Genomic DNA, 15,436 nt, shown 5'->3' on the forward strand with positions numbered 1-15,436 from the left:
ACGCAACGCTTCCAGCAGGTCGTTGAAAAACGTAGGCGAGGCAGTCAGTGCAATACCGATGGCGGCCCCGCAGAAACAGGCGAAAAAGCGGAGTTTACGGGCTGTAAATGAGTATTTTGAGCCTGTTTTTAACGCCGCAATGGCAACGCAGGTAGTTTTTCAACGTCCTGCGAGCGAGGGCTCTGCTCCGTGGTAGCATCCCCGCCATGAGCGTATATGGACATCTCCAGCGCAGCCTGGCGCTGCTGCTGATCAGTACGGGGGCCGTCGCTGCAAGCGAGCTGGACGTACGGATCACCCCGAACAATTCGGCCCTCAAGGCCAATATCGAAGGTTACGTCGGCAACCTCGACGGGCGCGACGCGCAGGCGTTGCGCCGTTTGCGTCGCATCGCCGAGAGCGAGGCCGACAAGGCCGCTCAGGCCCTGGGGTATTACCAGGCGCGCATTCGCAGCCATGTCGAAGAGGGCGAAACACCGAGGCTGGTACTCGAAGTGGAGCCAGGCGAGCGAGTTCGCCTGCGCAATGTCGACATCCGCATAGAGGGGCCGGCCAGCGAACTGTCGGCGTTTCGTGTGCCTACTGCCAGCCGACTGAAGCCGGGTTCGGTGCTCAATCACGGGCGCTACGAGGATGCCAAGCGGCTGATTCAGAATCAGGCCTCGCGCTATGGCTTCTTCGACGGTCGATTCACACGTCAGAGTCTGCAGATCGACCCAGCCGCTGGAGTGGCCGACATCGACCTGGTATTCAGCAGCGGGCCGCGCTACAGCCTGGGTGATATCGCCTTCAGCGGTGATTTCCCGTTCGACGAAGAGCTGCTGATGCGCATGGTGCCGTTCACCCCGGACACCCCCTATGATTCCGAACTGATTGCCGAGCTGTATCAGGCGCTGCAGTCCAGCGGCTATTTCGAATCGGTAAGGGTCGACGCCATTCCTACCCAGGCCGATCAGTTGCGCATCCCGGTTGCGGTGGCGCTGCAGGTGCGCGAGCCACGCACCATGGGGCTGGGGTTGGGTTTCTCCACTGACGTCGGGCCGCGCCTGCGCGCCAACTGGACGCGTCACTGGCGCAACCCGCAGGGGCATAGCTACGGCATTGAATCCGAGCTCTCTGCGCCGCGGCAGAACATCGGTCTGTGGTACGACATTCCCGGTGATCCACCGCTGACCGACAAGCTGCGTCTGGCCGGCGGCTATCAATACGAGGAGCTGGCCAGCAATGACAGCCTGAGCCGTCTGCTAACTCTCGGTCCCGAGTGGCACAGTCAGCGCCCGGGCGGTTGGCAGCGCGTACTGTCTGTGAAGTGGCAGCGCGAGGAGTACCGTCTGGGTGACGATTCAGGATTGAGCACCTTGCTGATGCCGGGGGTGAGTTACTCGCTGTTGCGCAGCGACAATCGCCTCGATCCGAATCAGGGCTACCGCGTGCAGTTCGACCTGCGTGGCGCGGTCGATGGCGTACTGTCCGATGCCAATGTGTTGCACGGCAACGTCATGCTCAAGGGGCTTACCACCGTATTCGACAATCATCGCCTGCTCGGCCGCGTGCAGTTCGGCGGTACCGAAACCAATGGCTTCTCGGCGGTGCCTCCATCGCTGCGTTTCTTTGCCGGTGGTGATCAGAGTGTGCGCGGTTACGACTACCAGAGCCTGTCGCCGGAGAACAATCGCGGTGACAAGATTGGCGGACGCTACCTGTTCGCGGCCAGCGTCGAGTACCAGTACAGCCTCACGGACAAGTGGCGCCTGGCGACTTTCATCGATCAGGGCAATTCGTTCAACTCACTGGATATTCCCACCCTCAAGACCGGGGTCGGCTTTGGCGTGCGCTGGGTGTCGCCGGTCGGCCCGCTACGCCTGGACCTCGCCCATGCCCTGGATGACGATGGCGGCGTGCGCCTGCATTTCTCCATGGGGCCTGAGCTATGAGCCGGCGCTTGCTGAAGTGGCTGGCCTTCGGGCTGCTCGGCCTGGTAGTGCTGCTTGCTGCGACGCTGTCACTGCTGCTCGGCACCCAGGCCGGCAGTCGCTGGATGCTGGCGCAGGTGCCTGGCCTGCAGGCCGATAATTTCCAGGGGCGTCTGGGGGGGACCTGGCAAGCCGATACGTTGCTCTGGCAGCAGGATCAGACGCGCGTTGAATTGCGGCAACTGGAGATGGCCTGGTCACCGTCCTGCCTGTTGCGTCTGACGTTGTGCATCGACCGACTGCACCTGCAACAGGCGTCGCTCAACCTGCCGCCAAGCACCGAGTCGAGCAGTGAGCCGCTCAGCTTGCCAAGTCTGAATCTGCCTCTGCGCCTGCAACTGGGCGATATCCAGCTGGGCACACTGCGGCTGGACGGCCAGACGCAATTGAGCGACCTGCAGTTGATCGCCAGTTGGGGCGAGCAGGGCGTCGAGTTGCAACGCCTGGCCCTGCAACGTGATGACCTGCGTCTGGATGTCAGCGGCCGTCTTAGTCCGCAAGGCGACTGGCCGCTGGCATTGAGTGGGCGCCTGCAATTGCCGGAAATCGACGGCAGGCCCTGGCAGGTGGCACTGCAGATCAGTGGAGAGCTGCAGCGCAGCCTGGAGCTCGACGCGGACAGCAGCGGTTATCTTGAGGCGCGTCTGCAGGGCAGCGTGCAGGCTCTGGCCGAGCATCTACCGGCCGAGTTGCGCCTGACCAGCCGCGGATTCCAGGCCAGCAGCGCCTTGCCGCCGACCCTGCGCCTGCAGGACCTGCAACTGCAGGCCAAGGGTGATCTGGCGGCCGGCTATCGTGTCGAGGGCACGGCCAGCCTGCCTGCCGAGCAGGCGCCGATGCCGTTACAGCTGAGCGGTCGGGTCGACGCCACCGGCGCGGATATCGAACTGCTGCGGATCCAGGCCGAGACACAGTATGTCCAGGTCGAGGGCAAGCTGGCATGGAGCGAGGCGTTCACCGCCGATGCCAAACTGGACTGGCTCGACTTCCCCTGGCCGCGCCTCTATCCGCTGAATGAGCCTCCACCCGTTGCGCTGCATACCTTGCAGGCCGAAGTCAGCTATAGCGAAGGCAACTACCTCGGTAACTTCGCAGCGCAGTTGCAGGGCCCTGCGGGGGATTTCAGCCTTGGCAGCCCGGTCAGTGGCGATCTTGGCCAGGTCAGCTTGCCGCAACTGCAACTGGTGGCCGGCCAGGGGCGTGCCGAAGGTGTGCTCAAGCTGGGGTTCGCCGAGGGTATCGATTGGCAGGCCATGCTGCAGCTCAGCGCCCTCGATCCGGGTTACTGGTTGGCGGAAATGCCGGGTAATCTGGCCGGCCCGTTGAATACCTCGGGTCGTTTCAACGACGGTGCGTTACAGGCCCAAGCCGATATCGACCTCGATGGTCGTCTGCGTGGTCAGCCGGCGCAGTTGCAAGTGCAGGGTGCCGGTAGTGGCGAACAGTGGCAACTGCAGCGACTGCTGGTGCGCCTGGGCGACAACCGGGTCAGTGGCCAGGGTGCGCTGGATCAGCGCTTGCGCGGTCAACTGGAGCTGGCCCTGCCACGTCTGGGGCAGCTCTGGCCCGGCTTGCAGGGCCAGATGCAAGGGCAGTTGGCGCTGGCCGGCACCCTGCAGGCGCCGCAAGGGCAGTTGGCGCTGACGGGGGAACGCCTCGCTTTCGGCGATCCCAGCCTGCGTCGACTGCAGATGGATGCGACACTGGATGCTCGCCAGCAGGCGCGCATTGATTTGAATCTGCGCGGCATCCGTATTGGCGACACCTATCTCGGGCGGTTGCAGGCCGAGGGCCGTGGCGATCAGCGTCGTCAGGCGCTGGATGTCGATCTGCAAGGCCCGCTGCTGCAGTTGGCACTGGCGCTGGACGGTAACTTGAGCGAGCAGGGTGACTGGCGTGGACGCATCGCCAGTGGTCGGGTGCAGAGTGGCGGTCAGGATTGGCAGCTGCAGCAGGCCGCCAGCCTGGAACGTCTGGCCAGTGGTCGGCTGAACCTGGGCGCGCATTGCTGGCAATCCGGCGACGCCAGCCTGTGCGGCGGGCAGCAGCGGCTGATGCCGCAACCCAGCCTGGACTGGCGCCTGGAAAATTTCCCGCTGGCCAGCCTGCAGCCCTGGTTGCCCGAGGATTTCGCCTGGCAGGGGCGCCTGGACGGTCAGTTCAAGGTCGAACTGCCCGAGAGCGGCCCCAATGGCCAGGTCACCCTCGATGCCGGCAGTGGCAATCTGCGTATTCGTCAGCCGGATGAAGAACAGTGGCTGGATTTTCCGTACGACAGCCTGCGCCTGAACAGCACATTGCGTCCACAGAGGGTGGATAGCGAGCTGCGTTTCGTCAGTGGTCGTCTGGGTGAACTGGTGTTGCAGACGCAGATCGACCCGCGCCCGGTGAATAAACCGATCAATGGCGAGTTCCGCCTCAGCGGCTTCGACCTCGCAGTGCTGCGCCCCTTCGTGCCCATGGCGGAAAAGCTCGAAGGCACGCTGCTGGGCAATGGCAACATAAGCGGCCATCTGCTGGCGCCACAGATCAATGGCCAGTTGCGCCTGGCTGGTGGCGAGCTGTCCGGCAGCGAGCTGCCCGTGAGCCTGGAGGGTTTGCAGTTGCAGGCCTTGATTGCGGGCGAACAGGTTCAACTATCCGGTGACTGGCGCAGCGGCGAGCAGGGCCGCGGCAACCTGCGCGGTGAAATCAACTGGGTCGAAGGGCTAAGCGGCAACCTGAAATTGCAGGGGCAGCGCCTGCCGGTGAAGGTCGAGCCCTATGCCGAGTTGGAAGTGGAACCCGATCTGCAGTTACAGCTGCGCGCCCAACGGCTGGCAGTCAGCGGCAAGGTCGGCGTGCCGCGCGGCCTGATCAGCGTACGCGAACTGCCGCCCTCGACGGTAAAGGTCTCTGGCGACGCGCGAGTGGTCGGCCGCGAGGTCCCCGAGGCCGAACAGGGCCTGGGCATCGCCATGGATGTCGATGTTGAAGTAGGGCAGGACAAGCTTGCCTTCAGCGGCTTTGGCCTGACCGCTGACCTGCGCGGGCGCGTGCACATCGGCGATAACCTCGATACTCGTGGTGAGCTGGAGCTGGCCAATGGACGCTATCGCGCCTACGGCCAGCGCCTGACCATTCGCCGTGCGCGCCTGCTGTTCACCGGGCCGATCGATCAGCCGTTCCTCGATGTGGAAGCCATTCGCCGGGTCGACACCGTAGTGGCCGGCATTCGCCTGTCCGGCAACGCCGAGCAGCCCACGACCACGGTATTCGCCGAACCGGCCATGAGTCAGGAGCAGGCGCTGTCCTATCTGGTGCTGGGCCGACCGCTTGGGCAGAGCAGCGGTGACAACAACATGTTGGGCCAGGCGGCGTTGGCACTCGGCCTGGCGGGCAGCAGTTCGATTACCACCGGCCTGGCCAACAGCCTGGGCATCAAGGATTTCCAGCTCGACACCGAGGGCAGCGGCGTGACCACCAGCGTGGTGGCCAGCGGCAATATCACCGAGCGCCTCAGCCTGCGTTATGGCGTCGGCGTTTTCGAGCCGGCCAATACCATCGCCCTGCGTTATGAGCTGAGCCGACGTCTGTACCTTGAGGCCGCCAGCGGCCTGGCCAGTTCGCTCGATCTGTTCTACCGGCGAGATTTCTGATGGCGGCGCGCTCTTTTGTTAAATCCCTACTTGGCCGCGGGTGTATCGGCGACGCTTCTGCGCTAGGCTGGACCCATGGTCGGGCCGTGACCTGCCATTTGCTGGGTCGTTCGTCTTGGCGAACCCCATTTCGCACATTTGCCCTTCAACTCCCTGAACGATAAGGAAACTCCCATGGCGCAAGTCACTCTCAAAGGCAACCCGGTGCAGGTCGACGGTCAGCTGCCGCAGGCTGGTCAACAGGCGCCGGCTTTCAGCCTGGTCGCTGGCGACCTGAGCGACGTTACCCTGGCCAGCCTGGCCGGCAAGCGCAAGGTGCTGAACATCTTCCCGAGCGTCGATACTCCGACCTGCGCGACCTCCGTGCGCAAGTTCAACGCCGAAGCCAGCCAGCTGAACAACACCGTGGTGCTGTGCATTTCCGCTGACCTGCCGTTCGCCCAGGCGCGCTTCTGCGGCGCCGAAGGCCTGGAAAGCGTGGTCAACCTGTCCACCCTGCGTGGCGCCGAGTTCCTCAAGAACTATGGCGTGGCCATCGCCACTGGCCCGCTGACCGGCCTGGCTGCGCGCGCCGTGGTGGTGCTGGACGAGCAGGACAAGGTGCTGCACAGCGAGCTGGTTGGCGAAATCGCCCACGAGCCGGACTACGCAGCTGCCCTGGCAGTGCTGAAGTAAGATTTCGGCTGCAATTGAAACGGCCTGCTCAGCAGGCCGTTTTTATTTGCGCCTCAAACAGTTAGTTACGTAAGGGGAGCGTAAAAAGCGGGTAAATGGGCTTTGCTTGACGCGGGCCAATGCTTATCGTTCCGACTCCCACTAAAAGTGATCTCACTCCTGCCATGTCGAATGCTTCCTCACCTGCCTCGAACACCTCCCGCCAATGGTTGATCGGTCTGACGCTGCTCGCCGTGCTGCTTTTGCTGCTGTGGTGGTTCTGGCCGAGCAAGCCGCCGTCCCAGCAGATGGGCCGGGGCCGCTTCGGTGACATGGGGCCGGTACCCGTTCGCGTGGCTGAAGTGGAGCAGGGCGAGTTTGCCATCGAACTCAAGGCACTCGGAACGGTGACCGCCTACAACACGGTTAACGTGCGCTCGCGGGTCGACGGCGAGCTGGTCAAGGTGCTGTTCGACGAGGGCCAACAGGTCAAGGCTGGTGATCTGCTGGCGGTGATCGACCCTCGTCCTTATCAGGTCGCTCTGCAGCAGGCGCAGGGCGCGCTGCAGGAGAACCAGGCGCAGTTGAAGAACGCTGAACTGGATCTGCAGCGCTACAAGGGGCTGTACGATGAAGACAGCATCGCCAAGCAGACCCTGGATACCCAGCAGGCGCTGGTCAATCAGTACCGAGGCAGCCTGCAGAGTAACCAGGCTGACGTCGCCACGGCCAAGCTGAACCTCGACTTCACCCAGATTCGTGCGCCCATCGCCGGTCGCCTTGGTCTGCGTCAGCTGGATATTGGCAACCTGGTCAGCAGTGGTGACACCACACCGTTGGTGGTAATTACCCAGACCGATCCGATTTCGGTGGTGTTCACCATTCCCGAAGGCGATCTGCCCGCCGTGCTGCAGCGTCGCCGCGACGGCGCTACGTTGGTGGTCGAGGCCTGGGATCGTGGCGAACGCCTGAAACTCGCCGAGGGCGTGCTGGAAAGCCTGGATAACCAGATCGACACCACCACCGGCACGGTCAAGCTCAAGGCGCGCTTCGATAATGCCGAGCAGATGCTTTTTCCCAATCAGTTCGTCAACGTGCGCCTACGTGTGGAAACCCATGACGCCGCCACCATCATTCCGTCCGCTGCGGTGCAGTTCGGTACCCGCGGCACCTTCGTCTATGTAGTCGACGGTGATAACAAGGTAAGCATCCGCCCGATCACCGTCGTGGCCAGCGATGCCGAGCGCAGCATGGTCGGCGAAGGCGTCCAGCAAGGCCAACGGCTGGTCACGGAAGGCACCGATCGTCTGCGCGACGGTAGCGAGGTAGAGGTAGTCGACCCGCAGGCGGCACAGAAGGCTGTTGAGCAGGGCGGCCAGGCCGCGCCACGGAACGACGCATGAACATCTCCCGCCCGTTCATCCTGCGGCCGGTCGCCACCACGCTATTGATGGTAGCGATCTTCCTCAGCGGCCTGATCGCCTACCGGCTGCTACCGGTGTCGGCGCTGCCGGAGGTGGATTATCCGACCATCCGCGTGCTGACCCTGTACCCAGGCGCCAGCCCGGATGTGATGACCAGTGCGGTGACGGCGCCGCTAGAGCGCCAGTTCGGGCAGATGGCCGGGCTCAAGCAGATGTCCTCGACCAGCTCGGGTGGTGCCTCGGTGATCACCTTGCGCTTCAATCTGGATGTTTCCCTGGCGGTGGCCGAGCAGGAGGTGCAGGCGGCGATCAACGCGGCGAGCAACCTGTTGCCGGGGGATTTGCCGGCACCGCCGGTGTACAACAAGGTCAATCCGGCCGATACGCCGGTGCTGACCCTGGCGGTGAGCTCAAAGACGCTGCCGCTGCCGCAGGTCAACGATCTGGTCGATACCCGTCTGGCGCAGAAGCTCGCGCAAACCAGCGGTGTCGGTCTGGTGACCCTGGCCGGTGGGCAACGTCCGGCCGTGCGCATTCGCGTCAACCCGGAGGCGTTGGCATCCTATGGCCTGAGCCTTGCCGACGTGCGTAGCCTGATCACCGCCAGCAATGTCAACCAGCCCAAGGGCAACTTCGATGGGCCTACGCGGGTTGCTCAGCTCGATGCCAACGACCAGCTGAAATCGGTCGATGAATACCGCGAACTGATCCTCAGCTATCAGAACGGCGCGGCACTGCGCCTGAAAGACGTCGCCGAGATCATCGACGGTGCCGAGAACGAGCGGCTGGCGGCCTGGGCCAACCGCAACCAGGCGGTGCTGGTCAACGTGCAGCGCCAGCCGGGCGCCAACGTCATCGACGTGGTCGATCGCATCCAGACCCTGTTGCCGCACCTGACCGAAGGCCTGCCTGCCAGCGTCGAGGTCAAGGTGCTTACCGACCGTACGCAGACCATTCGTGCAGCCGTGCGCGATGTGCAGCACGAGTTGCTGCTGGCCATTGCTCTGGTGGTGATGGTGACTTTCCTGTTCCTGCGCAAGCTGTCGGCGACCATCATTCCGTCCATCGTCGTGCCGCTGTCGCTGATCGGCACCTTCGGCGTGATGTACCTGGCCGGGTTCACCATCAACAACCTGACGCTGATGGCGCTGACCATTGCCACCGGCTTCGTGGTCGACGACGCCATCGTCATGCTGGAGAACATCGCGCGCCATCTGGAGGAGGGTGAAACGCCGCTCAACGCCGCCCTCAAGGGTGCCCGGCAGATTGGCTTCACCCTGGTTTCGCTGACCCTGTCGCTGATCGCCGTATTGATTCCGTTGCTGTTCATGGCCGATGTGGTCGGCCGTTTGTTCCGCGAGTTCGCCATCACCCTGGCCGTGGCCATCCTGATTTCCCTGGTGGTGTCGCTGACCCTGACGCCGATGATGTGCGCGCGCCTGCTCAAGGCCGAGAAACCGGAGAACGAAGGGCGCTTCTACCAGGCTGCCGGCGGCTTCATCGACGCGATGATCGAACGTTATGGCGTCTGGCTGCAGTGGGTGCTCAAGCATCAGCCGCTGACGCTGCTGGTCGCCGTGGCCACGCTGGGCCTGACCGTGGTGCTGTACCTGGTCGTGCCCAAGGGCTTCTTCCCGGTGCAGGACACCGGGGTGATACAGGGCATCTCCGAGGCGCCGCAGTCGATTTCCTTCACCGCCATGAGCGAACGTCAGCAGCGCCTGGCCGATGTGATCCTGCGTGATCCGGCGGTGGCCAGTCTGTCGTCCTCGATTGGTGTGGATGGCGACAACCCGACGCTCAATAGCGGTCGCCTGCTGATCAACCTCAAGCCCCACGCCGAGCGCGACGTCACCGCCAGCGAGGTGATCGAACGCCTGCGTCCAGAACTGGCAAGGATTCCCGGGATTGAACTGTACATGCAGCCGGTGCAGGACCTGACCATCGAGGATCGCATCAGCCGCACCCAGTTCCAGTTCACCCTGGAATCGCCTGACAGCCAGTTGCTGGAAACCTGGACGCCGCGCCTGGTCGAAGCGCTGCGCGAACAAGCGGAGCTTACCGATGTGGCCAGTGACCTGCAGAACCGTGGCCTGCAGGTTTACCTGGATATCGACCGTGACGCTGCCGCGCGCCTTGGGATCAACGTCGGCAACATCGACGATGCGCTATATGACGCCTTCGGCCAGCGCCAGATCAGCACCATCTACACCCAGGCCAGTCAGTACCGCGTGGTGCTGGAAAGCCGCGATGGCGGGCGTATCGGCCTGGCTGCCCTGCGCCAGATCCACGTCGCCACCGGCGACGGCCAGCAGGTGCCGCTGTCATCCCTGGCGCATATCGAAGAGCGTCCGGCCAGCCTGCTGGTCAACCATATCGGCCAGTTTCCGGCGGTGACCCTGTCGTTCAACCTGGCACAGGGCGTGTCATTGGGCGAGGCGGTAGAGGTCATCGAGCGTGTCGAGCAGGAAATCGGCTTGCCGTTGTCCATCAACACCCAGTTCCAGGGCGCTGCCGAGGCGTTCCGCGCATCGCTGGCCTCGACCCTGCTGCTGATCCTGGCAGCCATCGTCACCATGTACATCGTGCTCGGCGTGCTCTACGAGAGTTATATCCACCCGATCACCATTCTTTCCACGCTGCCGTCTGCGGGTGTCGGGGCGCTGCTCGCGTTGTTGCTCACGGGGAACGACCTGGGGTTGATCGCCATCATCGGCATCATCCTGCTGATCGGCATCGTCAAGAAGAACGCGATCATGATGATCGACTTCGCTCTCGAGGCCGAGCGTCATCAGGGCATGGCGCCGGAAGCGGCGATCTACCAGGCCGCACTGCTGCGCTTTCGGCCGATCCTGATGACCACGCTGGCGGCGCTGTTCGGGGCCATTCCGCTGATGCTCGCCTCGGGCTCCGGTGCCGAGCTGCGTCAACCTCTGGGGCTGGTTATGGTCGGCGGCCTGCTGGTCAGCCAGGTGCTGACGCTGTTCACCACGCCGGTGATCTACCTGTACTTCGATCGCCTGTCGCGGCGTTTCAGCAGGCGTAGTGCCGCCGGGGTCGTGGTATGAAGCGCCGTCGTAGGAGCGGCTTCAGCCGCGAACAGATCGTTGCAGGGGAATCACGGCTGAAGCCGCGCCTACAGGGTTGGCCAAGCCTTGGGGCCCATCGCGAATGAACCTGTCCGCACCCTTCATCCGTCGTCCGGTGGCCACGCTGTTGCTGAGCCTGGCGATCATGCTGCTCGGCGGGGTCAGTTTTGGCCTGCTGCCGGTGTCACCGTTGCCGAACATGGATTTTCCGGTGATCACCGTGCAGGCCAACCTGCCGGGTGCCAGCCCGCAGATCATGGCGGCTACGGTGGCCACGCCACTGGAGCGCTCGCTGGGCAGCATCGCCGGCGTCAACCAGATGAACAGCAACAGCAGCCAGGGCAGTACGCGGATCATGGTCGAGTTCGATCTCGACAAGGACATCAACACCGCCGCCCGTGAAGTGCAGGCGGCGATCAATGCGGCGCGCGAGTTGTTGCCCAGCGGCATGCGCACCATGCCCAGCTACCGCAAGATCAATCCCTCGCAAGCGCCGATCATGGTCATCTCGTTGACCAGTGACACGCTGAACAAGGGCCAGCTGTACGATGTTGCCTCGACCATCCTGGCGCAGAAGCTGTCTCAGGTCACCGGCGTGGGTGAAGTGCAGGTTGGTGGCAGTTCGCTGCCGGCGGTACGGGTGGCGCTGGAGCCGCGCCTGCTCGACCAGTACGGCATCGCCCTGGACGAAGTGCGCCAGGCCATCGCCGCCAGCAATGCGCTGAAACCCAAGGGCGCCGTGGAAGACCCGCAGCGCCGCTGGCAGGTGCAGGCCAGCGACCAGTTGGCCAAGGCCGCCGATTACATGCCGATGATCATCCGCTACCAGAATGGCGCGGCGGTTCGCCTGGGCGATGTGGCGACCGTCACCGATGGTGTCGAGGATCGCTACAACAGCGGTTTCTACAACGACCAGGAAGCGGTGCTGCTGGTGATCAACCGGCAGAGCGGGGCGAACATCCTGCAGACCATCACCGACATTCGCGCCGAGTTGCCGGCCTTGCGTGAGGTGATGCCGGCCAGCGTCAAGCTGGAGGTGGCCATGGACCGTTCGCCGGTAATCCGCGCCACCCTGCACGAAGCCGAGCAGACCCTGCTGATCGCCGTGGGCCTGGTGATCCTGGTGGTACTGGCCTTCCTCGGCCGCTGGCGTGCGGCGCTGATTCCGGCGCTGGCGGTGCCGGTGTCGCTGATCGGCAGTTTCGCCGCCATGTACCTGCTGGGCTTCTCGCTGAACAACCTGTCGCTGATGGCGCTGATCATCGCCACCGGTCTGGTGGTGGACGACGCCATCGTGGTGCTGGAGAACATTTCCCGACATATCCGCAATGGCGAGAAACCGCTGGATGCAGCGCTCAAGGGCACGCGCGAAGTGGGCTTTACCCTGCTGTCGATGAACCTGTCGCTGGTCGCGGTGTTCATCTCCATCCTGTTCATGGGCGGCATCATCGAACGCCTGTTCCGTGAGTTCTCGCTGACCCTGGCAGTCGCGGTGGTGATTTCCCTGCTGGTGTCGCTGACCCTGACGCCGATGCTCTGCGCGCGCTGGCTCAGGGCCGAGGACGAACAATCACGCAGTCGCCTGCAGCAGTGGGGTGACCATGTGCAGGAGCGGGTGCTGGCCTTCTACGCACGCAGCCTGGATTGGGCGCTACGCCACTCATTGCTGATGCTGCTGAGCTTCCTCGCCACCATCGCATTGAATGTCTACCTGTTCGTCAGCGTGCCGAAAACCTTCATGCCGCAGCAGGACACCGGCCAACTGATCGGCTTCATCCGCGGTGACGACGGCCTGTCGTTCCAGGTCATGCAGCCGAAGATGGAAATCTTCCGTAATGCGGTGTTGGCTGATCCGGCGGTGGAGAGCGTGGCGGGTTTCATCGGCGGTAGCGGGGGATCAACAACGCCTTCATGATCGTGCGCCTGAAGCCCATCGCCCAGCGCAGCGACTCGGCGCAGGAAGTGATCAACCGTTTGCGCAACACGGTGCCCAAGGTGCCGGGTGGGCGCATGTTCCTCATGCCTGACCAGGACCTGCAGATGGGGGGGCGCCAGGGGCGCAGCTCGGAAAACGAATACATGCTGCTGTCCGATGACCTCGATGCACTGCGTACCTGGCTGCCGAGGGTGCGAGAAGCACTGCGCGCACTGCCCGAGCTGACCGGTATCGATGCGCGGGAAACCGAGGGCGCGCAGCAGATTCGCCTGGTGGTGGACCGCGAGACGGCACGTCGCCTGGGCGTCGACATGGACATGATCACGGCGGTGCTGAACAACGCGTTCAGCCAGCGCCAGGTGTCGACCATCTACCAGGCGCTGAACCAGTACAGCGTGGTGATGGAGATCAATCCCAAGTACGCCCAGTACCCTGAGGCGCTGGATCAGATCCAGCTGATCACCGACGATGGCGCGCGTGTGCCGCTGTCGGCCTTCGCCCGTTGGGAGCGCAGCCTGGAGAACGACCGGGTCAGCCACCAGGGCCAGTTCGCGGTGGAGAACATCGGCTTCTCGCTGGCCGAGGGCGTCAGCCTGGATCAGGCGACCCGAGCCATCGACGTGGCCGTCGCCCAGCTCAACCTGCCGACCGAAGTGCAGGGCACGCTGGGTGGCACCGGTGCAGCCTTCCAGCAGGCGCAGGACAACCAGCCGCTGATGATCCTGCTGGCGCTGGTGGTGGTGTACCTGGTGTTGGGCGTGCTCTACGAGAGCTACGTGCATCCGCTGACCATTCTTTCGACCTTGCCGTCTGCCGGGGTCGGTGCCTTGCTCGCACTGCAGCTGGTCGGCATGGAGTTCAGTCTGATCTCGCTGCTGGGCCTGTTTCTGCTGATCGGTATCGTCAAGAAGAACGCCACCCTCATGGTCGATCTGGCGTTGCAACTGGAGCGCGGCGAGCGCCTGAGCCCGCAGGAGTCCATCCGCCAGGCCTGCCTGCTACGTTTCCGCCCGATCATGATGACCACCCTGGCTGCCATCCTTGGTGCCCTGCCGTTGGTGCTGGGCAGCGCCGAAGGTTCGGAAATGCGCCAGCCGCTGGGTATCACTATCGTCGGTGGCCTGGTGCTGAGTCAGGTGCTGACCCTCTATACCACTCCGGTGATCTACCTCTACTTCGACCGCCTGCGTCATCGCGTCAACCGCTGGCGCGGCGTGCGCACCGATGCTTCATTGGAAAATCCGCTATGAACCGAGCTCCCTTCGCCCGAACACTCGTCTCCCTGCTGCTGGCGGGCGTATTGGCCGGCTGCGCCCTGGGGCCTGACTATCAGCGTCCCGAACTGGCGGCGCCTGTGCAGTTCAAGCAGGTCGAGGGCTGGAAGAGTGCAGCTCCGGCAGACGTGTTGGAGCGCGGTAACTGGTGGGCGCTGTACGGTGACGCCGAGCTCGATGCGCTGGTTGAGCGCCTGCACGTTTCCAACCAGAACCTGGCCGCTGCCGAGGCCCAGTACCGCCAGGCGCGCGCGCTGGTGCGCAGTGCGCGCGCCAGCTTCTACCCGACGCTGTCCGGCAGCGCCGGGGTGACCCGAGCTGGGCAGGGCGGCGGTGACAGCACCATCCGCACCGCCGATGGCGTCACTGTCAGCGGCTCGGGGGCCTCGCGGATATCCAAGAGCTATGACCTTAGCCTGAATGCGGCCTGGGAGCTGGATATCTGGGGCAAGCTGCGTCGTGGCCTGGAGGCGAGTCGTGCCGAGTTCGAGGCCAGCGCCGCCGACCTCGCTGCGGCGCGCCTTAGCCTGCAGAGCGAACTGGTGCAGAACTACCTGCAACTGCGCATTCTCGACGAGCAGAAGCGACTGCTGGACGCCACGGTGGCCGCTTACGCACGCTCGCTGCGCCTGACCGAGAACCAGTACCGCGCCGGCATCGTGCCCAGGTCCGATGTGTCCCAGGCCACCACGCAGCTCAAGAGCACCCAGGCGCAGGCCATCGATCTCGAGTGGCAGCGTGCGCAGCTCGAACACGCCATTGCCGTGTTGGTGGGCGTCAGCCCGGCCGAACTGTCCATAGCGCCGCGCGAGAGCCTGCCGGCGCTGCCCGAGGTACCCGTGGCGCTGCCTTCACAGTTGCTCGAACGCCGCCCTGACGTTGCCGCTGCCGAGCGCCGGGTGATGGCGGCCAACGCGCAGATTGGTGTAGCCGAAGCTGCGTGGTTCCCCGATCTGACGATCTCGGCCAGCGGGGGCTATCGCGGCAGCAGCTTCGCCGACTGGATCGAAGTGCCCAATCGTTTCTGGTCGCTGGGCCCGCAACTGGCCTTGAGCCTGTTCGACGGTGGTGCGCGACGTGCGGAGCTGGAACGCAGCGAAGCCGCCTACGACCAGACGGTGGCGCAATACCGCCAGGCCGTGCTGGACAGCTTCCGTGAAGTGGAGGACTACCTGGTGCAGCTACGTGTGCTGGAGCAGGAAAGCGGGGTGCAGCAGGAAGCGCTGGATGCGGCGCGCGAGTCGCTGCGCCTGATCGAGAACCAGTACCGCGCCGGAACCGTCGACTTCAACAGCGTGGTCAACGTACAGGCTACTGCGCTGAACAATGAACGCAGCAATCTCACGTTGCTGGGCAGCCGTCTGACTGCCAGCGTGCAGCTGATCGCCGCGTTAGGTGGCGGCTGGCAAGTGGAGCAATTGCTTCAGTCAGAGCCGTAGCGGGCTCCA

The 15,436-nt window shown here is 64.0% G+C and carries 6 protein-coding genes and 1 pseudogene; all 7 read left to right on the top strand.

Features of this window, described 5'->3' with window-relative positions:
- Window positions 1-206: 206 nt before the first annotated feature.
- A complete protein-coding gene (locus EL191_RS11535; RefSeq protein ID WP_041979369.1) occupies window positions 207-1,934 on the top strand; it encodes an autotransporter assembly complex protein TamA in 1,728 nt (575 codons plus the stop codon).
- Window positions 1,931-5,611 carry a translocation/assembly module TamB domain-containing protein gene (locus EL191_RS11540; protein WP_041979368.1) on the top strand — a complete coding sequence of 1,227 codons (3,681 nt, stop codon included), beginning with the start codon at window positions 1,931-1,933 and terminating at the stop codon, window positions 5,609-5,611. The genes EL191_RS11535 and EL191_RS11540 overlap by 4 nt, the downstream gene beginning before the upstream one ends.
- Before the next feature lie 174 nt (window positions 5,612-5,785).
- Window positions 5,786-6,286 (top strand): thiol peroxidase, encoded by a 501-nt coding sequence (gene tpx / locus EL191_RS11545; RefSeq protein ID WP_017360836.1) that lies wholly within the window; start codon window positions 5,786-5,788, stop codon window positions 6,284-6,286.
- 164 nt (window positions 6,287-6,450) lie between these two features.
- A complete protein-coding gene (locus tag EL191_RS11550; protein ID WP_041979366.1) occupies window positions 6,451-7,668 on the top strand; it encodes an MdtA/MuxA family multidrug efflux RND transporter periplasmic adaptor subunit in 1,218 nt (405 codons plus the stop codon).
- Window positions 7,665-10,757: an MdtB/MuxB family multidrug efflux RND transporter permease subunit gene (locus EL191_RS11555; protein WP_017360837.1), complete on the top strand. Its 3,093-nt coding sequence runs from the start codon at window positions 7,665-7,667 to the stop codon at window positions 10,755-10,757. Before EL191_RS11550 ends, EL191_RS11555 begins: the two co-directional genes overlap by 4 nt.
- 103 nt (window positions 10,758-10,860) lie before the next feature.
- Window positions 10,861-13,964: pseudogene (locus tag EL191_RS11560) on the top strand (multidrug efflux RND transporter permease subunit).
- Window positions 13,961-15,427, top strand: coding sequence for an efflux transporter outer membrane subunit (locus EL191_RS11565; RefSeq protein ID WP_041979364.1), 1,467 nt, complete (start codon window positions 13,961-13,963; stop codon window positions 15,425-15,427). The pseudogene EL191_RS11560 and the gene EL191_RS11565 overlap by 4 nt, the downstream one beginning before the upstream one ends.
- Window positions 15,428-15,436 lie beyond the last annotated feature (9 nt).

It is taken from the genome of Pseudomonas mendocina, assembly GCF_900636545.1.
GTDB lineage: Bacteria > Pseudomonadota > Gammaproteobacteria > Pseudomonadales > Pseudomonadaceae > Aquipseudomonas > Aquipseudomonas mendocina.

Bases quoted from the DNA above. Each gene is read 5' to 3' on its own strand.
- tpx (WP_017360836.1), top strand. From the start codon at position 5,786: ATGGCGCAAGTCACTCTCAAAGGCAACCCGGTGCAGGTCGACGGTCAG.
- EL191_RS11540 (WP_041979368.1), top strand. From the start codon at position 1,931: ATGAGCCGGCGCTTGCTGAAGTGGCTGGCCTTCGGGCTGCTCGGCCTG.
- EL191_RS11550 (WP_041979366.1), top strand. From the start codon at position 6,451: ATGTCGAATGCTTCCTCACCTGCCTCGAACACCTCCCGCCAATGGTTG.
- EL191_RS11535 (WP_041979369.1), top strand. From the start codon at position 207: ATGAGCGTATATGGACATCTCCAGCGCAGCCTGGCGCTGCTGCTGATC.
- EL191_RS11565 (WP_041979364.1), top strand. From the start codon at position 13,961: ATGAACCGAGCTCCCTTCGCCCGAACACTCGTCTCCCTGCTGCTGGCG.
- EL191_RS11555 (WP_017360837.1), top strand. From the start codon at position 7,665: ATGAACATCTCCCGCCCGTTCATCCTGCGGCCGGTCGCCACCACGCTA.